The 21358-nt window shown below is 31.9% G+C and carries 25 protein-coding genes; 10 read left to right on the top strand and 15 right to left on the bottom strand.

Annotated features, from left to right (window positions below):
* Positions 1-2 precede the first annotated feature (2 nt).
* From SYO3AOP1_RS06880 to SYO3AOP1_RS06900, 5 genes are all read right to left on the bottom strand, one after another.
* Positions 3-1202, bottom strand: a complete 1200-nt coding sequence (locus tag SYO3AOP1_RS06880; RefSeq protein WP_012460002.1) for an argininosuccinate synthase — start codon at positions 1200-1202, stop codon at positions 3-5.
* Positions 1203-1584: 382 nt separating this feature from the next.
* Positions 1585-2805 (bottom strand): sigma 54-interacting transcriptional regulator, encoded by a 1221-nt coding sequence (locus tag SYO3AOP1_RS06885; RefSeq protein ID WP_012460003.1) that lies wholly within the window; start codon positions 2803-2805, stop codon positions 1585-1587.
* Complete coding sequence (locus SYO3AOP1_RS06890) at positions 2802-3659, bottom strand: tetratricopeptide repeat protein (RefSeq protein ID WP_012460004.1); 858 nt, start codon at positions 3657-3659, stop codon at positions 2802-2804. The genes SYO3AOP1_RS06885 and SYO3AOP1_RS06890 overlap by 4 nt, the downstream gene beginning before the upstream one ends.
* Entirely contained in the window at positions 3660-4244 is a 585-nt protein-coding gene (gene gmhA, locus SYO3AOP1_RS06895; RefSeq protein ID WP_012460005.1) for a D-sedoheptulose 7-phosphate isomerase, read from the bottom strand.
* Positions 4245-4418: 174 nt separating this feature from the next.
* Positions 4419-5405: an IS110 family transposase gene (locus tag SYO3AOP1_RS06900; protein WP_012460006.1), complete on the bottom strand. Its 987-nt coding sequence runs from the start codon at positions 5403-5405 to the stop codon at positions 4419-4421.
* 478 nt (positions 5406-5883) lie between these two features.
* Between SYO3AOP1_RS06900 and SYO3AOP1_RS06905 the strand changes: the two genes are divergently transcribed.
* The 8 genes from SYO3AOP1_RS06905 to SYO3AOP1_RS06935 all read left to right on the top strand — a co-directional run bounded on the left by SYO3AOP1_RS06905 (position 5884) and on the right by SYO3AOP1_RS06935 (position 10580).
* Positions 5884-6408 (top strand): hypothetical protein, encoded by a 525-nt coding sequence (locus tag SYO3AOP1_RS06905; protein ID WP_012460007.1) that lies wholly within the window; start codon positions 5884-5886, stop codon positions 6406-6408.
* Positions 6398-6778, top strand: coding sequence for a hypothetical protein (locus SYO3AOP1_RS06910; protein WP_012460008.1), 381 nt, complete (start codon positions 6398-6400; stop codon positions 6776-6778). Before SYO3AOP1_RS06905 ends, SYO3AOP1_RS06910 begins: the two co-directional genes overlap by 11 nt.
* An 11-nt stretch (positions 6779-6789) precedes the next feature.
* A complete protein-coding gene (locus tag SYO3AOP1_RS06915) occupies positions 6790-7110 on the top strand; it encodes a hypothetical protein (protein ID WP_012460009.1) in 321 nt (106 codons plus the stop codon).
* A gap of 15 nt (positions 7111-7125) precedes the next feature.
* Entirely contained in the window at positions 7126-7284 is a 159-nt protein-coding gene (locus SYO3AOP1_RS09365) for a hypothetical protein (protein WP_012460010.1), read from the top strand.
* A gap of 60 nt (positions 7285-7344) precedes the next feature.
* Positions 7345-9453, top strand: a complete 2109-nt coding sequence (locus SYO3AOP1_RS06920; RefSeq protein WP_012460011.1) for a heavy metal translocating P-type ATPase — start codon at positions 7345-7347, stop codon at positions 9451-9453.
* Between the two features lie 18 nt (positions 9454-9471).
* Complete coding sequence (locus tag SYO3AOP1_RS06925) at positions 9472-9765, top strand: hypothetical protein (protein ID WP_012460012.1); 294 nt, start codon at positions 9472-9474, stop codon at positions 9763-9765.
* 222 nt (positions 9766-9987) lie between these two features.
* Positions 9988-10248 carry a hypothetical protein gene (locus SYO3AOP1_RS06930; RefSeq protein WP_012460013.1) on the top strand — a complete coding sequence of 87 codons (261 nt, stop codon included), beginning with the start codon at positions 9988-9990 and terminating at the stop codon, positions 10246-10248.
* Positions 10245-10580, top strand: coding sequence for an SCP2 sterol-binding domain-containing protein (locus tag SYO3AOP1_RS06935; RefSeq protein WP_012460014.1), 336 nt, complete (start codon positions 10245-10247; stop codon positions 10578-10580). The genes SYO3AOP1_RS06930 and SYO3AOP1_RS06935 overlap by 4 nt, the downstream gene beginning before the upstream one ends.
* On the opposite strand, the gene SYO3AOP1_RS06940 is transcribed toward SYO3AOP1_RS06935, so the two are convergent.
* The 5 genes from SYO3AOP1_RS06940 to SYO3AOP1_RS06955 form a co-directional block, all read right to left on the bottom strand.
* Positions 10577-11014 (bottom strand): ribonuclease H-like YkuK family protein, encoded by a 438-nt coding sequence (locus SYO3AOP1_RS06940; protein ID WP_012460015.1) that lies wholly within the window; start codon positions 11012-11014, stop codon positions 10577-10579. The genes SYO3AOP1_RS06935 and SYO3AOP1_RS06940 overlap by 4 nt on opposite strands.
* Before the next feature lie 64 nt (positions 11015-11078).
* Complete coding sequence (locus SYO3AOP1_RS09370; protein ID WP_012460016.1) at positions 11079-11219, bottom strand: hypothetical protein; 141 nt, start codon at positions 11217-11219, stop codon at positions 11079-11081.
* 291 nt (positions 11220-11510) lie between these two features.
* The gene (locus tag SYO3AOP1_RS06945; protein WP_012460017.1) at positions 11511-12275 is read right to left on the bottom strand and encodes an S-adenosyl-l-methionine hydroxide adenosyltransferase family protein; all 765 of its coding nucleotides are present in this window, start codon (positions 12273-12275) and stop codon (positions 11511-11513) included.
* A complete protein-coding gene (gene cmk / locus SYO3AOP1_RS06950) occupies positions 12272-12916 on the bottom strand; it encodes a (d)CMP kinase (protein WP_012460018.1) in 645 nt (214 codons plus the stop codon). Before cmk ends, SYO3AOP1_RS06945 begins: the two co-directional genes overlap by 4 nt.
* A gap of 12 nt (positions 12917-12928) precedes the next feature.
* The gene (locus tag SYO3AOP1_RS06955) at positions 12929-13675 is read right to left on the bottom strand and encodes an HAD-IA family hydrolase (protein ID WP_281340837.1); all 747 of its coding nucleotides are present in this window, start codon (positions 13673-13675) and stop codon (positions 12929-12931) included.
* Positions 13676-13933: 258 nt separating this feature from the next.
* Between SYO3AOP1_RS06955 and SYO3AOP1_RS06960 the strand changes: the two genes are divergently transcribed.
* Entirely contained in the window at positions 13934-14623 is a 690-nt protein-coding gene (locus tag SYO3AOP1_RS06960; protein WP_049751928.1) for a ChaN family lipoprotein, read from the top strand.
* 400 nt (positions 14624-15023) lie between these two features.
* Entirely contained in the window at positions 15024-16313 is a 1290-nt protein-coding gene (locus tag SYO3AOP1_RS06965) for a nodulation protein NfeD (protein ID WP_012460021.1), read from the top strand.
* Positions 16314-16506: 193 nt separating this feature from the next.
* Here SYO3AOP1_RS06965 and queC read toward each other — a convergent pair whose 3' ends face one another.
* Genes queC through SYO3AOP1_RS06990 form a run of 5 tightly spaced genes read right to left on the bottom strand, consistent with a single transcriptional unit; the run spans position 16507 to position 21358 of the window.
* Positions 16507-17175 (bottom strand): 7-cyano-7-deazaguanine synthase QueC, encoded by a 669-nt coding sequence (gene queC, locus SYO3AOP1_RS06970; protein WP_012460022.1) that lies wholly within the window; start codon positions 17173-17175, stop codon positions 16507-16509.
* A gap of 1 nt (position 17176) precedes the next feature.
* Positions 17177-18286 carry a peptide chain release factor 2 gene (gene prfB / locus SYO3AOP1_RS06975; RefSeq protein ID WP_012460023.1) on the bottom strand — a complete coding sequence of 370 codons (1110 nt, stop codon included), beginning with the start codon at positions 18284-18286 and terminating at the stop codon, positions 17177-17179.
* 56 nt (positions 18287-18342) lie between these two features.
* Positions 18343-19620: a restriction endonuclease subunit S gene (locus SYO3AOP1_RS06980; protein ID WP_012460024.1), complete on the bottom strand. Its 1278-nt coding sequence runs from the start codon at positions 19618-19620 to the stop codon at positions 18343-18345.
* 8 nt (positions 19621-19628) lie between these two features.
* Complete coding sequence (locus tag SYO3AOP1_RS06985; RefSeq protein ID WP_012460025.1) at positions 19629-20501, bottom strand: prephenate dehydrogenase/arogenate dehydrogenase family protein; 873 nt, start codon at positions 20499-20501, stop codon at positions 19629-19631.
* 11 nt (positions 20502-20512) lie between these two features.
* Positions 20513-21358: a universal stress protein gene (locus tag SYO3AOP1_RS06990; protein ID WP_012460026.1), complete on the bottom strand. Its 846-nt coding sequence runs from the start codon at positions 21356-21358 to the stop codon at positions 20513-20515.

Consider the following 21358-nt stretch of genomic DNA (forward strand, 5'->3'; position numbering starts at 1 on the left):
TTTTACCTCTTGTTTGCTCTTGCAAACACTTTTAATGGTAAAGCCCAAACCTTTGTAAATGCTCCACCCGCCTTATGGTCAAATGCATCTTTTGGACTGTAAGTTGCTAAATCTTCGCTGTAAAGTGAGTTTGGAGACTTTCTTCCAACAATTTTAAATGAACCTTTGTATAATTTTATTCTCACTGTACCGTTTACTATTTTTGCGATTTCATTGTTAAATGCATCTAAAGACTCTCTTAGTTTTGAAAACCATAAACCTTCGTAAACAAGCTCAGCATAAGGATGTGATACATGGTCTTTCTTATAGTGATAGGTAAATCTATCTAAAACGATGCTTTCTATCTCATCGTAAGCTGAAATTAAAATTAGTCCGGCCGGTGATTCATAAACTTCTCTTGTTTTAATTCCAACAAGCCTGTTTTCAATCATGTCAATTCTTCCAACACCGTGTTTACCTGCAATCTCATTTAAATCCCAAATTAGCTTCCAAAGTTGGTCATACTCTTTGCCATTGAGTTTCACAGGCGTTCCTTCTTTAAATTCTATTTCTATATACTCTGGTGTATCCGGTGCTTTTTCTGGAGAAACTGTAATCTCAAAAGCATCCTCCGGTGGCTCAGTCCATGGGTCTTCGAGTGATCCTGCTTCTATTGCAACACCCCAAAGGTTTCTATCATAAGAGTAAGGTTTTTCTTTTGTTGCTTTAACCGGTATATTGTGTTTTAGAGCATAGTCTATCTCCTCTTCTCTTGATTTAAATTCCCATTCTCTAACCGGTGCAAGGACTTCAATATCCGGGTCTAATGCCCAAACAGATGCTTCAAATCTTACTTGGTCGTTTCCTTTTCCCGTTGAACCGTGAGCTACATAATGGGCATTTTCTTTATGTGCAACTTCTACTAATTTTTTTGCAATCAATGGTCTTGATAAAGAAGAGATTAACGGATACTTTCCTTCATACAAAGCTCCGGCCCTCATAAGTGGCATACAGTAATCTCTTGCAAACTCTTCATTTATATCATCAATTATAGCTTTTACAGCTCCGGCTCTTTTGGCTTTTTCTTCAATCTCAGAAAGCTCTTCTCCTTGACCAACGTCAGCTGTATAGGTTATTACTTCAAAACCTCTATCAGTAAGCCATCTAACGATAACAGACGTATCAAGCCCACCAGAATAAGCTAAAACAACTCTTTTCTTCATCAAACTCTCCTTGATTTATTAAGAAATGTTAAAAAAATATTATATCATTTTGGATAAAGCAGAAACGAATAAAGGCGAAAGGCTGCTTCAAAAATTCTTGTAGGCTTGACCTTTCCGTCATCGTATATTAAATATACCAAAAAATTTTTTTAAACTATAGATGAATAAGATTTTATATTTATAATAATACGTCGGGTGAGAAATTCAGTAAAAGTAAGGGATTCTTCGCTGGCTGCAGAATGACAAACAAGGTCACCCTTTCTCTCTTATCAATCAACCTTTTCCTGTCATCCTGAGGACGTAAGTCCGAAGGATCTCCTTTTTAAATTCTATAAAAATTGCTAATTTCTCACTCAAGGTATAATTTTTATAATTAAAGCTTCTATACTTCAATCTTATACTGCTTTATTTTTCTCCACAACGTAGCAGGGCTAATTCCAAGAAGCTTAGCAGCTTTACTTTTGTTTCCTTTTGATTTCTTCAATGCTTCTATTATTCTTTTTTCTTCATTAAAAAGAACTTCTTCTGAAATTTCTACATCTCCTTCTTCTGAAAAATAAACAAATTCAGAGTTCAGATCTTCCACGTCTATAATTTCTTTATTAGCTGTAAAAATGCTAACTGCTTCTAAGAAAGCTCTAAGCTCTCTGACATTACCATACCAATCTTTTGAAACTATAGCATCCATAGCTTGCTGTGAAATTCTTTTGTTTTTCTTAGCTAAAATGCTATTTACTATCAAAGGAATATCTTCCTTTCTTTCCCTTAATGGTGGAATTTCTATTCTAACGACGCACAATCTATAAAATAAATCACTTCTAAAATTTTTATTCTGAATTTCTTTAATCAAGTCTTTGTTTGTAGCTGAGATTATTCTTACGTCAGATTTTCTTGGTTTGCTTGAACCAAGTCTTTCAAATTCTTTCGTATCTACAAAAACTAATAATTTTGCTTGGGAAGTTAAAGAAAGGTCTCCAATTTCATCTAAAAATAATGTTCCGCCGTCTGCAAGTTCAACTTTACCGGGTTTAGAGCCAACCGCTCCAGTAAACGCACCTTTTTCATAGCCAAAAAATTCTGACTCAAAAAGCGTATCCGGAATGGCTGAACAGTTTACCGATACAAAATTATTCCTACTTCTAACGCTGTTTAAATGGATCCATTTAGCAAGTTTTGATTTTCCTGTCCCTGTTTCTCCAGAAATCAAAACAGATACATCTGATTGAGCTACCAAAGAAGCTCTTTCTAAGATTTTTTTCATCTTTATGTTTTGAGTGTTAAAGACCATAAAATCTTCATCTATCTTTTCATCTTTTGTTTCTAAAAATTGAAATAGATATCCTTTTGGATTGTTGAAATAATCATACAAGACTGTGGTTTTAAAATAGCCTTTAAATTGAATTCCTCTTTTGCTTTTTAGAAATATTACAAATTCTTTTTGGTCTAAAAATTCTTTAATGTTCCTATCTGTAAATTTGTTAAGATTTTCATCTATTAAGTCAAAATGTTCATAACCAAGAAGTTCTAAAAGACTTTCACTAATTCTTTTTATCTTTAAATTTTCATCTGTAATGATTAAATATAATTCATCTATGTAGTTCATTTGCTACTTTGCAACTTCTCCATTAATTTTTGATACTCAGTAGTATTGTTATTCTTTTGATAAATTTTTGCAAGGGCTAAGATTATATTTCTATCATTTGGATATTTTTCTAAAGCTTTTTTTAAAATATTCTCTAATCCATCAATCTCATAACCACTATTATATAAAGAAATCAAAAATTCTATGGCAGGCATGTAATCTTCCTTGATTAAAAGAGCATCTTTTGCAGATTGGATAGCAAGTGGTATTTGTCCAAGCTTATAATAAAGAGTTGCTATTTTATATTTAAGTTCATAATCACTTTGATTTTCAGCAAAAGCTCTTAAATAAAAGAAAATAGCATATCTATAGTTGCCAACATTTTCGTATTCGATTGCTTTATTTTTAAAAAAGTCATATTTACTTGTAATCGGTGTTTGGACTGAATTTTTAGCTTCCTGTGTTTGAGGTTGAGGCAAATTTATCGGCGGTAAATTTATTGGCTGCTTTACTACTTGATTTATTGGTGGCAAATTTAAGCTTTGTTCTTGTATACTTTTTATTAATTCTTCATCTGTTTTTATCTCATTATTGATGGCTATGTCTATATTTTTTAACTTTTCATTAAGTTCATTTATTAACACATCTGAATTAATGAAATCTTCAACAATTTTAATCTCAGACTTCCTATTTTTTAGATAATCATAAAATAGATAGCCAATAACGATATAAGAAAGTATAACTAAAATAACTATTATTTTAAATTTTATTGATTTTTTCTCTTCTTTTACGATACCAACTAATGGATTTATATCTTTTTTTTCTGTTTCTTCTATCTCTTTACTTGCTTTTTTTAAAAACTCATCTGTTCTCATTTATTCTTCTATCTCACCTGTTAAGTATAAATCTAAAACTCTACAAATTGCATGGATGAAAGTAATATGAACTTCCTGTATCCTTGCTGTGTTGTTAGACCTTACTATAAATGCTTTATCTACCAAGTCTTTTAGCTGTCCACCGTCTTTACCAAGCAAACCAACTGTAAAAATTCCAAGACCTTTTGCAACTTTGACAGCTTCTATCACATTTTTAGAATTTCCGCTTGTAGAAATTCCAATCAGTATATCTCCTTTTTGACCAAGAGCTTCAACTTGTCTTGAAAAGACTTTATCAAATCCATAATCATTTCCTATAGCTGTTAACGCAGAAGTATCTGTTGTCAATGCTATTGCAGAAAAACCTTTTCTTTCCTTTTCGAATCTTCCAACTACTTCTGCAGCAAAATGCTGACTATCCGCAGCAGACCCACCATTACCACAAATTAATAGTTTATTTCCAAGCTTTAATCTTTTTCCTATCAGTATTCCTAAATTAACAATATCTTCTGCATATTCATAAACAAACTCTTTTTTTAAATTAGCACTTTCTTCAAAGATGCTTATAATTTCATTTTCTAACATTTTCTAAACCTATACTCTTGATAGTATGATTATTTTAACACATGGAGACTATTCCAAAAATCAACATCGTCATTCTGAGCGAAGCGAAGAATCTCCTGTTTTTCTTTTCAAATCAAAAAAATCAAAAAATGTGATCCTTCGGACTTACGTCCTCAGGATGTTCTATGTTAAATGTCAAGTACAAAAATTTTCATCAAATGGTCTTTTGCTTTTTAATACACCATATGCTTGCCTTAATAACTTATGTGCTACAGCCACTAATGCTAATTTTTTAGCCTTACCTTTACTTACTAATCTTTCGTATAATTCTCTGCAGTATTTGTTAAACCTTATTGCTGATAATGCTGCCATGTATAATATTTTCCTTGCATATGGATTTCCCATCTTTTTTATCCAGCCACTTTTCTTTACACTCGTTCCACTTTCATGTATACCCGGACTGATTCCTATAAAACTCGATATATCTTTTACACTCTTAAATCTTTCAAAATTTCCATATACTGATATTATCATTCCTATAGTCCTATCACTTATACCAGGTATGCTTTTTAAAAGTTTGTATTCCTCTTGATAATTCTTCTTAGACAATTCTTTTATCTCTTTCTCAAGTTCTTTTATGTTTTTTTCTATTTTTCTAATTAGCTCATCGTAATATTCTAAATTCTCTTTCAATTTTTTCATTGGTACATAGGTTAACGATTCTCTTTTGTTTCTTAGCATTGTAAGCTGCTGTTGTAGGTCTTCCAATATCTTTAGTTTTACTTCTATTTCTTTTTCTACATCTGATTTTGGTTTATAAAGCTCTCCATCGAAAAACGTTCTTCCATACTCTGCTATAAAGAATGAATCAGCTTTATCTGTTTTAACTCTTGTCATTTTAGCTTCCATAAATTTCTTTATTGAAAATGGATTTACTACTGCTACTTTATAACCATTTTCATACAGATAATTAGCAAGCTTTAAATGGTAAACTCCCGTATGCTCCATTATGATAAGCATATCTGACTTTTTAAACTTCTTCAAAAATGGCTTTACTTTCATTTCAAACTCAACCGGGTCAGATTTAACTTCAAAAGTTTCTTTCTTGTTATCATACAAAACTGTAGCAGTGAATGAGTTTTTAGATACATCAACTCCTATAACAATTTTGTAGCTGTTCATAATAGTACCTCCTTTCATAAAATACTTGACATGAAAGAAACTTCCTGATAACCTATCATCGTAGTTAAATACAGGCTTAAAAGCCTAATGTTCTGATTCAGGTTTTAGGAAGTAGAGGAAGGACAGTCTAAAACATTCTACAGCGGTCTTAAAAGACCAATGACAAACACTTGATCTGTCCTTCCTTTTTTCTCCCATGTCTATAATTATTATAAAACTTATTCTCTTATAGTTTAAAAAATTTTTAGTATATTTAATATACGATGACAAATAAAATCACCTTTGTCTAATGCCTATCAATCAACCTTTCGCTGTCATCCTGAGGACTTTAGTCAGAAGGATCCCTCTTTAAATTCTATAAAAATTGCTAATTTCTCACCAAAGGTATTTTTAATAAATTTTAACAAAGTCTTAATATTTCCTTAACACAAAATCGCTAAAATAAAAGTATAATAAATCAACTTTAGAGGTGTGTAAAATGGAAATGATTAGACATCAGTCGGTTCAAAATCTATATGCAACCTTATATTTGATTCATGAAATTGAAAGTATCGAAAGTTTGGAAGGAATAGTCCATAAGCTAAATAAGATTTTCAGTGATATCAGTATAGAAGATATGGAAGATTTAGAAGAAAGTATTAGTGAAATGTTTTTAAAGACTCTTCAAGATAATATTCTTATATTACAAATGATTAAAGATTTAAATCCAGAGAAAGAGGTTGTTAAACAATTTTTGGTGAATTTTAAAGACTTAGTAAAAGATTACAGAAATCTTATTAAACAAACATTTTCAAGAAATAAAGACGGTTTCTTATTAAATAAGTATTTGCTTCAAACAGAAAAAACATTACATAGAAACAAAAGAATTCTTTTAACATACCTGTTAGAAGACCCAAAAAATCTAAAAGAAGTACTTAAAATCCAAGAAATTTTGGATAAATTTAAGGAAAATATAGAATTTATAAAATACATTTCTATGAAAAGAAACAGCAATGAAGGTTGAATCTTATATACCCGGAAGAGTTAGATTTAGGTTTGAAAATCAGCTTGAAAAAAGAAACTTTGTGAAAAATATTGATGGTTTAAAAGGCATTGAAGATATTAAAGAAACGGCTAATTCACTAACTATTAAATTTGAAGCAGATTCACAATTTGATTATTTTTTAAAGAACTTTATCATGCCTTCAATTAGAAGCATGAAAATAGATTACAACTTAGACAAAGAAGATATATTTTTTTATATCAATCCTTTGATAAAAAACAACATTACAAAAGCATTTTGGAATATGTTAATGCTTGGACCTAAAAGAGGTTTTATCATTTTTACAATATGCAGTTTAGGTGTGAGCCCATTCGTTAAAAATAAATTATAGGAGGTTGTATTATGAATTTGTTAGGTTTAAGAATTCCTGCAACTATTGGCGGCTGTATTTCAACAACCAGCTTACTTTACGGTATTGGTGCAGTTGGTGCAATCGTAATTTTAAATCAACTTTTAAGAAATTCTAAGCCGTTTTTGGTAAGTGCTACAAAAGAAGCTATATCTTTCCAACAGTGGTTAAATTCTAATATAGAAGAATCAAAGGAATTTTGGGAAGATGTGATAGCTGAAGCAAAGCATGAGTACAAACTTGAAATTGAAAGAAAGTTAGAAATTCTTCAAAAACAACAAGAAATTTTAGAAAAATTAAAATCATCTTTATAAAAGGAGGTAGAAGGTATGAATATACTTGGAATTGCAGGAAGGGTTTTTTGCTCTAATCCATTCTCATTTGCTCTCGGCGTTGGAATTGGAGTTTTAGGACTATATATAGTTAATAAAGTAGAAGAGCAAAGAAAAATTGAAAAAAATGCAAAGAGAGATCGAAGCAGCAGTTAAAGCTTTAGAATTAAAAAAATTACCACCAGTAGAAGCAAAAGAACAAGTTGAAGGATAAAAATGGCTATCCCCTATAAAGTAAAAGAGTTAAGAATTGGAAAAATAAAGATTTACAGCGAATTATTTAGATATTTAACAGTATCAAATCAAGCTTTTATTAATTATTTTGGCAGTCTAAAAGGTGTTAATAAGGTTATTGCAAAAAAAGAGGCAGGATTGCTGACTATCTACTATGACCCTGCCTCATTTGATTTAGCTAATTTTTATTCTATTTTTGAAAACGGGGATAGAGAGTTAATACTCTCTCTTCTTTCATCAAATGGATTTGAGAAAACACATGCAGAAGAAAAAGAAGATATAATCTCTCCAAAAAAATGGTTTTTCTTAAATACACTCTCTTTTATACCATTTATGGCAAGAGGGTTGTTGCCGGGCGGAGTTTTATCGGGTATAGCTTTTGGTCTTGCACTACCGGTATTTTACAAAGGTTTTAACTCTCTCAAAAAAGGCAAGATTGATGTTTATTCTCTTGATTCTTCAGCAATAGCATTATCCATTATCAATGGAAACCATTTCTCGTCTTTGCTTATGACATGGCTTTTATCACTTGGTGATGTAATTCAGGAAAAAACAGAGCAAAGAGCTCATGTAGAGATTGAAAAGCTTTTAAATTATAAAAGCGATAAAGCATTTGTAGTTGTTGATGAAAATACAGTGGTTGAAAAAGATGTAAATGAGATAAGGCCGGGTGATATAATCGTAGTTTACGATGGTCAAAAAATAACTGTTGACGGAGTAGTTATTAACGGTGATGCTCTTGTAAACCAAGCATCATTAACGGGAGAATCAAATCCGGTTCATAAAAAGGTTGGGGATCCTGTGTATGCAGGTACATTTGTAGAAGATGGAAAGCTTTATATAAAGGCTGAAAAGGTTGGGGATGAAACAGCGTTAGCTAAGATTGTAAAAATTATTGAAGAAGCTGCAAACCAACCAATCGAAGCACAGTTAAAAGCAGAAGAAGAGGCTAATAAATTTGTCATTCCAACCTTTGGCTTGGCGGGTTTAGCATACGCTTTAACAGGAGATATAAACAGAGTTACATCTACGCTAATTATCGACTATCATACAGGAATTCATGTATCAACACCTTTATCAATTTTATCCCATCTATCCTTAGCGGCTAAAAAAGGAATATTGATTAAATCCGGAAGACATTTAGAAATTTTAAATCAAGTTGATACTGTGGTTTTTGACAAGACAGGAACTTTAACAGTAGGACATCCAGAATTAACCGAGATTGTAACCTTTGGAATTTCTGAAAAAGAGGCTCTGCAGCTTGCAGCGTCATTAGAACAGCGTATTGTCCATCCTGTAGCTCGTTCAATTGTTGCAACTGCTATTAAAAGAGGCATTGATATACTCCCAAGAAAAAATTCGGACTATCATATAGGACTTGGTGTAGAAGGTGAGGTTAATGATACTCACTTAATGCTTGGTAGTTCTAAACTTCTTGAGAAAAAACATATAAGAGTTAGCAAAAAAATTAAAGAAATCGTAGATCAATTACATGATAAAGGTGAATCGGTACTTTATTTAGTTAAAGAAGGAAAAATTGTTGCTTTATTTGGAATATCAGACCCGTTAAAGCCGGAAAGTAAAGAAGTTGTAAAAATATTGCAAAGTATGGGAAGAGAAGTAATATTATGTAGTGGTGATAATGAGGATGCTGTCAAGAAGATAGCTCAGGCGGTAGGAATCAAGAAATACTACGGTCGTGCTTTTCCGGACGAAAAGGCAAAAATAATTAAGAAACTTAAAGCTGAAGGTAGAAAGGTTGCGTTTGTTGGTGATGGAGTAAATGACTCTCCGGCTTTATCCGTTGCAGATGTTGGAATATCAATTAGAAGCGGTGCTGATATTTCTATAGAAGTAGCCGACGTTGTGATTGGTGAGAGCATGCATCAGTTAATTGATGCTTTCAAAATTTCTGATGATGCATTGAATAATATTAAACAAAACTTCAAGATTAATAAAGTTGTAAATACAATTGGATTAATTGGTTCCCTTACAGGTGTGTTTAATCCTGTTATGTCAACAATTATTAACAATGGAGCTTCGGTATTAATGGGAATAAATGCTATCAAGCCTATATTTAAAGAAAAATAATCTTAGGAGGTAATTATTATGGAAGAGAAAAATTTACAACAAGAACTTGAGAAAATCAAAGCTGAGTTAGAAGAGTTAAGAAAAAAAATTGGTATGTCTGAGGAAAAAGATATTACTAAGCTTCCTCTTGAAGTTGTAAAAAAAGTTACAGATACAGCATCAGAAGTGGCTAAAACTGCTATGGAAATTGCAGAAAAAGCCGTAAAAGTTGTTACATCTGCGGCAACAGGTGCAGTTGAAGGTGTAAAAAAAGCAATAAAAGAAGATCAAGTACAAACTACATCAGAGAAGAAAGAAGAGAATCAGCAATAAGTGAGAAGTAGATTCTTCGGACTAAAGTCCTCAGGATGACAGAGAAAGACTGAATGATAAACATAAGAGAAAGGGTGACCTTATTTGTCATTCTGCAGCCGGCGAAGAATCTCCTACTTTTATTGAATTTTTCACGCGACATATAGTTAATTTTTTAGTAAATTTTTAATGTATAGTAGCATTTTTGTTTAACAGGATTGTGTTTTATACTTGGGGGGAGTTATGACTTTTATTAAAACAAGAAGCGGAAGATATTTAAAGCTTGATAGTATAATAGGGTTTGCCATTGAAGAAGAAAAGATGGAAATAGAAGGAAAACGTCAAATAGTCTTTGAGATAATCGCATATCTTCCCCAGCCTCTAAATCCTGCTATACTTGGAATTTTTTTATCCGAAGAGTCAGCAGAAGAAGAATTAGAAAGATTAATTCAAAGATTAACAGCCGGAAAAGAAAAAATAGTTCAAATTAAAACAGAGATATGATTGATCAAGAGATAAAACATTTAGAAGAGCTTGTTGAAAAAATAAATAACGAACATAAACATAAGCTGAATAACGTAAGCGAGCCTATTCTCTTAACCGTTGTTTTAAGTAATGATGCAAAAGTAGATGTTGAGATTAATAAACATGGGGTCAAGATTTTAAAACATTTAAAGCACAAAGAATCTGATATTAAGAATCATATAACAATCTCATACAAGCAGTTGATAAAGTCTTTAGAAAATAAAGCGAACATAATTAGATATCTGATGTCTGGAAAGGTAAAAGTAAAAGGAAATTTAAAATATATACTTGACGTTTTATCTGAACTTTAAAGATGTTTTAAAAGGTAGTCAGCAACTGAAAATGCTGCGATAGAGTTAGGTTTTAAAACAGGTTTTAAACCTTGAGATAAGACATATCCAATTGCATCTCTTACTACAATATTTGATTTATGATTTTCGTTTGGATTTAAGTCTAAATGTATTTCTAATTTTCTACCATCAATACAGTCAAGTAAATTTAAAGCAGTATATACAGATAGGTCAACTTCTTTCATCAGCCTTTCTCTTAAAGAATTTATTTTTCTTTCTTTTTTTAAACTATAAAAGATTTTTGCTCCTCTGCAAGAATCTATGTGAATTACAACCGCCGTCACAAAGATTGTTGAATCTCTATATTGTTTTGAATCTGAACCTATGTAAATCGAAGTTTCTTTAGATGTCTCTGAAATGAACTTTTTTATTTTTTCAAATTTTAGGTCAATCATATTAATCTTGAGATTGTCTTTGTAATTACGTTTTCTATCAAAGCACCGATAACGAAAGATTCTATCAATATCTGTTTGTCTTTATCAGTGAAATGGACATCCTGCTGTCTTTTTCTTGATTTTTCTTTTTCTCTAATAATTTTTGCATATCTTTTTTTATAGACTCTAACTCTTTTTGTAGGTTATCAAATTCGTCAATTGCCATCTAATTCCCTCCAATACTCTTTTTGATGTGATAACTTGAACCAGGTAAGAAGTTCAATAAAAGTATGAGATTCTTCGCTTCGCTCAGAATGACAAAAAATGCTTATCAATCAATCTTTAGCTGTCATCCTGAGGACATCCTGAGGACATAAGTCCGATAGATCTTCTTTTTAAATTTTATAAAAACTGCTAATTTCTCATCTAAGGTATGATAATTTTATATCAAGAATTTTAAATTTCTATTAAGAATTTGTTAAAATTAAGTTAAAAAAGCAAAAGGTACGAGTATAATTTATTTGCTTAAGATTTCAAACTCTTCAAATAGTCTTGCATTAAATTTAACTTTAAAGCTGTCCATTGGAAGGAAAAGCTCATAAAATCCAAAACTTCCTTTGATTAGGTTTGGCTTGCCTTTTTCTCCTTCTAAAAAGTTTCTACATACCTTTGTTATTCTATAGTCTTTGTATATAATTTCAAATCTTTCTGGCAGTTTTTCAATATTTGTGATAGCGTTTCCGAATTTATCAAACTTTATTATTTTTCCGATTATACGACCATCAAATACTTTTGGCTCAAATATATCATTAGTTTTTATATTCTTAATCTCATCACCGAATTTTTCCGGCTTAATCCCTTTGCTTAAAAAAGCAGCCACAGGAGCAAATATATCTCTACCATGAAATGTGTTAGTGTCTGATTCTAAGAAAAATTCTTTATTTTTGATTTCTACCATCTTTTCTATTCTTTCTTTTTTCAAAACAAGTGTAAGCAGGCCATTGTCTGGGCATACAAAAAAGTAATCTTTTGTTTTTACAATTATAGGCTTTCTTTCTGTTCCAACTCCGGGGTCAACCACAGACACAAAAATTGTACCTTTAGGAAAATATCTGTAAGTTGCATTTAAAACTATACTACATTCTATTATGTTAAATGACTCTATCTCGTGGGATATATCAACAATTTTAACCTCTGGATTTATAGACAAAATAACTCCTTTCATTGAGCCAACAAATCCGTCTTTTAAGCTAAAATCTGTAAGCAGTGCTATTATACTCATTTGTTTATTAAACTCTTTACGTAATTAATCACCTCTTCTATGGATTTGTCAGTTGTATCGATGATGATGTAATCTTCTGTTGGTCTAAGTGGTGATTCTTTCCTCTCATAATCTAATTTATCTCTTTCTATTATTTTTTGTAATATATGATTATAATCTACCATAAAACCTTTTTCTTTTAACTGCTGAACTCTTCTTTGTGCTCTAGTTTCCGGTGATGCTGTCATGAATATTTTTAAGTCTGCATCGGGAAAGATCCTTGACCCCGCATCTCTTCCTTCTATAACAACGTTCTTTGCTATTTCTCCAAGCTCCCTTTGTTTGCTAACCATCCATTTTCTAACTTTTGGATATCTTGCAACGATTGATGCAATATTTCCAATCTCTTCTGTTCTGATAATATCAGAAACATCTTCACCATCTAAAAAGACTTTAGAGTCTTTTAATAATATCTGAGTATTTTCTAAAACATTCATTATTTCTTCTTCATTTTCAAGATTGATGTTTAATCTTAAAAGTTTTAATGCAGCAGCTCTGTACATAGCTCCCGTGTCTATGTAAGTATATCCAAGTTCCTTGGCTAAAAATTTTGCAATTGTGCTTTTGCCAGACCCTGCAGGTCCATCTATGGCTATAATCATTTTTATACTCCTTTAATAATATTTAATAATATTTAAAAGCTCTTGTGGTTGTTTTATTTTATACTTAGCAGGAAGGTTGTAATTATGATTATTCTGATACAAAATAAACTCTACATTTTTACCCTCTTCTCTGTTATAGTTATAAACCATCATCAAATCTGCGATTGTATCTCCAATGTAAAAAACAGGCTCTTTATAATCAAATTTTTTAAAGAATGTTTTTAATGGATAGGAAGATGGCTTTCTTAGATGTGGATTTGGTATATCATCTTCTGTAATGATAAAATCAAAGTATTTATAAATATCAAATAATTTGAACGTGTAATCTAAATCTTGAAAAGGTCTTCCTGTGATTACCCCGACAACATCAGAAAGTTCTCTTATTTGTTTTAAAACTTCATGTGGAATAATGAGCTGTTCTTTATCTCTGTGGACTTTATACCTATCTTCAAAGTATTCAACCAGCTCTTGATAAGATGGTAAATTTATGTTTAACTCTTTTGCAAGTTTATAAAAGTCTTCAAGCTTTGTGCTGTAGGCTGTAAAAAGTTTTTTAAAATTTTCTAAATCTAAACCAGATTTAGCATAAATTATTCCAGCTAAAGAGGCGTCCCAATCGTTATTTATTCCAAAGGTTAGCTTAATATCTAATAAATCTTTTAGATTGTTGTTTTTTTGCGAAAAGTAATCAACTGTGTCTTTTATTGAGTAATGATAAGATTTTGTAACATCAATCAGCACTCCATCAACATCAAACATATTAATCAATCTTTGCCTCCGTAGATTTATAGAAATTTAATTTTATCACGATTGATTAGTATTTTGCAGACATGAAAGGTGTTTCAAATTTTAACTAAATCTAAAGACTGGTTAATTTTTTTTGATAGTTATTCTGAAGCCGGCGAAGAATCTCCTGTTTTATTGAATTTCTCACCCGGCGATTTTTAATCTTATAATACTGAGCTATCATCGATGTTAAATTGCTGTCCATCTTCACTGTGTTATAATTCTACGATTATGAAATTATATTTATCTCCAATAGCAGTTTTTATGATAGGTTTTATTTTAGTATTTTCAACGTTTAAAAGCTATAACATTATCATTGTTGGAGAAAATCACACAGATGAGCTTGACCATAAAAAGCAGCTTGAAGTAATTAAAGATTATTATAAATATGATAAAAAAATCATCATTGCAATGGAGATGTTCCAGCAACCTTTTCAGGAGTATTTGGATAAGTATATTCAAGGTGAGATAGATTTAAACCAGCTTATAGAAAAAACAGAGTATAAAAAAAGATGGGGCTTTGATATTAATCTATACAAAGATATTTTAGAGTTTGCAAAAGAAAACAAGATAAGAATCGTTGCTTTAAACATTCCGTCTGAGCTACTGTCTGAAATTAGAAAGAAAGGATTGGAAAATATAGATTCTGCATATTTGCCAAAGCCAATTCCAAAGCACACACCGGAGGAGATAAAGTTTATTGATGAAGCAATTAAAGAGCATAAAAACATTAAAAATAAGCAGGCTTTTTATGATATCCAGCTTGCCTGGGACTACGGCATGGCATACAAAATATATGATACATATAAAAAATATCCTGATTATAAAATCATTGTTTTAATTGGCAAAGGTCATGCAAACACTGTAAAAAGATTTTTGAATATTTTAGATAGCAGTTTAAAAGTTTTTGTGTATGATTGAAAAAACCCCCGTCGGTCCGGCAGGGAGTGAGATGGTTATTTTGAGTAATCACCCATTTTTTTACCATATTTAAAAACTATATTTCCCCCATTTTCTGACATAAATCTAAAATCCTTGATTATCTTCTCAAAACATTATACATTAGAAAGTGTGATTACCAATGTTTTGGGGTGAGAAATTAGTGATTTTTATAGAATTTAAAAATGAGACCCTTCGGCCTTATGGCCTCAGGATGGCCTCAGGATGACATAGAAAGCAAAAGCATGCTAACAATTACCTTATTTGTCATTCTGAGCGAAGCGAAGAATCTCATGTTTTTGTTAAATTTCTCACCCTAAAATATATTATACATTCATTAGAAAAAGTATGATTACCAATAACTTAATACATGGAGAACAAAATGGTTAAGATTTTAACAGCTTTGTTAATGATTTTTAACTTTTCATATGCAACTATCATAGTTGGAAAATGGAATGACCCAATCACACCAACAACGATAGATTATGTCAATAGAATAGTAAATACAGCAGAAGAAAAATCAGCAAAGGCTATAATCCTACAGCTTGATACACCCGGTGGATTAGAGACATCAATAAGAGAGATAATAAAAACAATCCAAAAAACAGATATTCCGTTTATAGTTTATGTGTATCCAAAAGGTGCAAGGGCGGCATCTGCCGGTGCTATCATCACAATATCGGCAGATGTAGCAGCAATGGCTCCGGCAACAAACATAGGCTCAGCATCCCCTGTGTCTATGGAAGGCAAAGACATAGAAGAGACAATGAAAAAGAAAGTAATGAACGATATGGTAGCATTTGTTAAAAGCATTGCTAAAGAAAAAGGAAGAAATGAAGAAATTGCAGAAAAAATGATTACAGAAAGCATAAACCTTACATCAGAAGAAGCATTAAAAAGTAAAATAATAGACATAATAGCAGAAGATTTAAATGATTTAATCTTAAAGCTTGATGGTAAAAAAGTTATAAAAAATAATAAAGAGATTACTCTTAATCTAAAAAATCAGCCGATTGAATTTGTAGAGCTTAATTTTAAAGAAAAACTTTTAACAATTTTATCAAATCCAACGGTTGCATATTTCTTATTGATGATAGGATTTTATGGAATTTTCTTTGAGCTTTACAATCCCGGCTCTATCATCCCCGGAACGGTTGGAGCAATCTCTCTTGCACTGGCTTTATATTCTCTTAATATCATCTCTGCAAACTGGCTTGGTGTGATTTTGATAGGTTTAGGTGTTTTATTCTTTATCTTAGAGATGATAACTCCGTTGTTTGGTGGGCTTGCTGTTGCCGGTGTTATATCCTTAGCTCTTGGGTCTATTATTTTAATCCCTTCCGATTCAGCTTATGGTGATATATCATTGCAAGTAATCATTCCAACGGTAATTTTCAGTGCTGTATTTTTCTTTTTAGTGGCATACAAAGGTGCAAAAATTCAAAGAGAAAAACCAAAAACAGGCTCAGAGGCTATGATTGGAGATAAGGCAGTGGCTTATACAGACATTAATAAAGAATGCGGGAAGGTGATGTATCACGGCGAGCTTTGGTTTGCTTACTCAGATGAAGAGATAAAGAAAGATGAAACGGTAATCATAGAAAAAGTAGAAGGTTTAAAGTTAAAAGTTAGGAAAGCTAAGCCAAATGATGAGTTAAGCTGTGGAATCTGAGATTTTGGTATAGCTAAGAATGAGACATCCTTTCTTCGTTATCCTAAGGCTGTAAAGCTGAAAGATCTACTCCTTTTAATGTTTTTTTTAAAACAGGAGATTCTTCGCTGACGCTCAGAATGACACTGTAGAGGTAAAAAGGTGGAAGATTCTTTACACGGCTTCAGAATGACAAATTGAAACAATCTTTAATTTAAGTTGTGGTATCTGAAAAAGTTTCTCTTAAAGCCTCTTCTCTCTGTCTGCAGGTTGCACACTCTCCGCAGGGTGGAACGGTTCCTTTATAACAAGAGTATGTTTTTTCAAATGGAACTCCAAGCTCCCTGCCAAGTTTTGCAATATCTGTTTTACTCATGCCCAAGAATGGAGTAAAAATCTTTATTCTGTTTTTCTTCTTTGCTACCATCACAGAACTTGCATTTATAACCGCTTCTGCAGATGATGCAAACTCCGCCCTGCAGTCTGGATATGGTGAGTCTAAGGAATGTATGCCAATTCCTATATTTTCTATCTCATAAACATCAGCAAACGATGCTGCTATTGACAAAAATATTAAATTTCTCATTGGTACAGTTGTTATCGGTGGCTCATCCGGATAGTTTTCTGATGGAATTTCTAAATTCTCATCTGTTAAAGCACTTCCTTTAAGCTGTTTTAGGTGTGGCACTTCAACGATAAAATGCTCCTTTACGCCTGCAATTTTTGAAAGTTCTTTTGCATATTCAAGCTCTATACTGTGTTTTTGTCCATAAGAGTAAGATATAGTATATACATCTTTAAATATAGTTTTTGACAGCCATAGTAAAACAGCACTATCCATTCCACCGGACAATAAAACGATTATATTTTCTTTCTTTAACATTTTACTGTCCGCCTTTTGCTTTCCATTTTAGATAGCTTTCTATAAAGTCGTCTATTTCTCCATCCATTACGGCTTCTATATTTCCAGTCTCAAATCCTGTTCTTAAATCTTTGACCATTTGATATGGCTGGAAAACATAAGACCTTATCTGACTTCCCCATGTGATGTCTTTTTTCTCGCCTTCAAGCTCTTTTTGTTTTTCTTTTCTTTTTTCAAGCTCTAACTGATAAAGCTTTGCTTTAAGCATATTCGTAGCTTTAAGTTTGTTTTGAAGCTGAGACCTTTCACTCTGACAAGCAACTACAATACCGGTTGGAATATGTGTAATTCTAACAGCTGAATCTGTTTTGTTTACATGCTGACCACCCGCACCGCTTGCTCTGTATGTATCTATTCTAAGGTCTTCTTCGTTTATTTCTACTTTTATATCTTCATCAATTTCTGGAATTACTGAAACAGCTGAAAAGGATGTATGTCTTCTTTTGTTTGCATCAAATGGAGAAATTCTTACAAGTCTATGAACTCCTTGTTCTCCCTTTAAATACCCATAAGCATAAGGTCCTTTTATAATCAGCGTTGCACTTTTAACGCCTGCTACATCATCCGGCTGAAAGTCTACAAGCTCAACTTGATAACCTCTCTTTTCTGCCCATCTTGTGTACATTCTAAGTAGCATCTCTGTCCAGTCGCAAGCCTCAACTCCACCTGAGCCAGCCTGAACAGTAAGAATTGCATTTTTTGAATCCATCTCATCCGATAACAGACTGCCAAGCTCTAATCTGCTGATTTCTTTTTCTATCTCTTTTAATTCTTTTTCAACTTCGTTATAAAGCTCTTGGTCTTCTTCCATTTCAAGAAGTGTGATATAGTCTAAAAGATTATTGACTTTTTTATCAACTGTTAAAATTTCTTCTAATTTTTCTCCTAAATAGTTTCTCCTTGATGAAATTTCTTGAGCTTTTTTCGTATCGTTCCAAAAGTTAGGGTCTGCCATTAAATCATCAAGTTGTTTTATCTCTTCTTCTAACTTTTCTGGCTTTAAAATCTCTTTTAAATTATCCCACTTCTCTTTTATCTCTTCCCATTTAGTCTTTATTTCTTCTACTATCATCGCTGCACCTTTAAAGAATTTTTTGAAATGATAATTTTATCAAATTTTAAGTTATTTCAAGATGGATATCTAACTCTAATTTTTCCTGTCATGAGCTGTTGTAGTAGTGTTTTAAATAGGTTTTGCAGAGCTTCTTTTTTCTTTTCTTCTGCTTGGATTTTTTGGTCTATGGTTGTTAGAATGTTAGCTATTTTTTGTTGTTCGTCAAGGAGTGGGAGGGGGATTGGGATTTTATTTAGCTTAGAAGTATTTAGAGTATTTCCTTTTATCGCTTTGTCTTGCAAATTGGAGTAATCAACGGCTGGTAGATAGTAAAATAGAAACTCTTTTAAAACTTTATTTTCTTTTGGGTAGATTGAGATAATAGCCTCGTTATGGTAAGCATCCACGTTTAATATTGCTGTTCTTCCGATTGTTAACTTGAAACTCATTAATAACGTTCCTGCTGGAGTTAATTTCTCTTTGAATATTTCTTTATGTGCTTTTTCGGAAACCATCTCAGATGTATTGTTAATATATCGATTTTTCATATCTGAAATACTAACCCAATAATACTTTCCATTTGTCCAATAATCTTTATTTTTTCTTGGCGAAGTTCTACCAATTTTGAAATTTACTATATCCCCAAACCTCACAACCTCCCAATGCTCTGGAATTAATCCGATTTCAGACTCTTTTAATTTAACTTTATCAATCTCATCAACTACAACAGCTCCATATGTAAAAAGATGCTTCATCATAGACTTTTTAAGCTGTTTTGTAGCATTTATAACTTTTTCTGTTTTTTCTATAGCATTTTGGACAGTAGAAAGAATATCAGCAATAGCTTTTTGCTCTTCAAGTGGTGGTAGGGGGATTGGGATTTGTTTAAAATCGTGAGGTTTTATAATTTTTCTTCTATGGACTGTATTTGAAATAAACGGCTTAAATAAATTTAAGATAATAGGACTTCTTAATAAGTAATCTAAAAAAATATAATAAGTTTTTTCTGGATACTTTAATTTCCATGTATAGTAAGCTGGGCTAACTGCACCCATTTCATATCTCCAAAGAAAAGCTATTACACCCTCATTTATAGGAAATCCATAAACCAATTCACCTTTTCTAACAAGTTTATAATCTGATATATTCTGAGATGCAACTCTATGCTTAAATTTCCTATTTTGTTCAATAAGTCCATCTTTACTTGTAATTGAAAGAACTACAATATTTTTAAAATCATAATTCTTGACTTTTTCATTCTTCTCTTCTAATATCTCTCCCAATCTCACAACTTCCCAATCCTCTGGAATTAAACCTATCTCAGTTTCTTTAAACCCTTTACTCTCTTTCATTTCTAAAACTAATCCAACGACATTCTCTTTTCTCTACTTTCTGACAAGATATTTAAAATCTCTTTCTCATCCTCTTTTTTGATAGCCTCTTTTAACCTTTCTAAGGATTTTTGAAAAACATCTATTGTATGTAAAACATTTTCTTTATTTTCTAAGAATATATCCTTCCAAACCGTTGGTGAGCTTGCTGCTATTCTTGTAAAGTCTTTAAATCCTCCGCCCGGATATTTAAATAAATCAATTCCTGTCTCTTTTGATAAATCTATCAAGCTATCAACAAGTGCAAAAGCTATTGCATGGGGCAGATGTGATACACTGGCAAAGACAAAATCATGTAAATGTGGGTCCATTATTTCTGTTTTTGAGCCAATGTCCTTCCAAAACTTTTCAACCTTTTCTATTTTCTCTCTATCTTCTCCTACAGGAGTTAATATCAATCTTGCATTTTTAAATAAATCATACTTTGCATTTTCTATGCCTTCTTTTTCTGTTCCTGCTATTGGATGGACTCCTACAAAAACATGTGGCTTTAGTATCTCATACAATCTTAGTACCAAATCACCTTTTACACTGCCAACATCAGATACAACTGTATCATCTTTCAAAAAAGGTTTTATTTTTAATGCTATGCTTTCAAAGGTTTTAACAGGTGTTGATAAAACTACAAAATCTATATTTTCCCAAGGAATCTTTTCATAAAAATCATAACCTTCATCGATTGCTTTAAGCTCTAATGCTTTCTCTATTCTGTTTTTATTTAAATCAAACCCGTAGATTTTGCCTTTATAACCTTCTTTTCTTAATGCTAAGGCTAAAGAACCTCCAATTAGTCCAAGACCAATGATTAAAATTCCCTTAAATCCACCAAAATCTTTTTCCACTGTATCACCTCTTACTTAACAAGCAATACGGGGACAGGAGACCTTGACATTATATAGTTTGTTGTACTTCCAAGAATAAGCTCTTTAACGACACTTTCACCAAACGCACCCATTACAATAAGGTCAAGATTGTCTTTATTTGTGGTTATGTATTCATCTAATACATCTTCCGGTAAGCCGTATTTATCAATGAATTCAAACGGAACTTCAAGAATAGACTCAAGCCTTTCTTTAAAGCTTTCTGCTAATGGTTGGTCTTCTACTTTATCCTTAAACACAGAGATAACTTTTACATTTGTTTGTAATGTTTTTGCTAAATAGTTTACATAGATTGCAGCATGGACTGATTTTTCTCTTCCATCAAATGCAAGTAAAATATTTTTTATTTCTCTAAATTCTGGTGGTGTTACCATCACTGGGCAGTGTGCTTTTCTTGCTACTGCTTCAGCTGTAGAGCCAAGGAAAAGTGGAGCAAATCCTGCATGCTCACCTTTCTTTCCAACTATCAATATATCCTCCGGGTCAGCCATGTTAATAAGCTCATCTACAACCACGCCATAAGCTGATGCAATAGAACAATCACCGCCTTCTTCTCTACATCTTACAGCAAATTCATCTAAAATTGCATCTGCTTTTGCATCAAGAACTTCTTTTATTTTAGCTGTTAAATCTCCGTAAACAGTAAAACCAAGACCGCCTGCTATATCTGATAAGAAAGGTCCTTCTAATAGTCTTATATCAATGATATGAATACCTACAACCGGTCTTTTTAATTTTTTTGACAGATAAATTCCGTATTCTCCTGCTACTTTACTAATTTTTGAACCATCTAATCCAACAAGAATTCTGCCAATCAT

The sequence above is a fragment of the Sulfurihydrogenibium sp. YO3AOP1 genome, from assembly GCF_000020325.1.
In the GTDB taxonomy this organism is placed as follows: domain Bacteria; phylum Aquificota; class Aquificia; order Aquificales; family Hydrogenothermaceae; genus Sulfurihydrogenibium.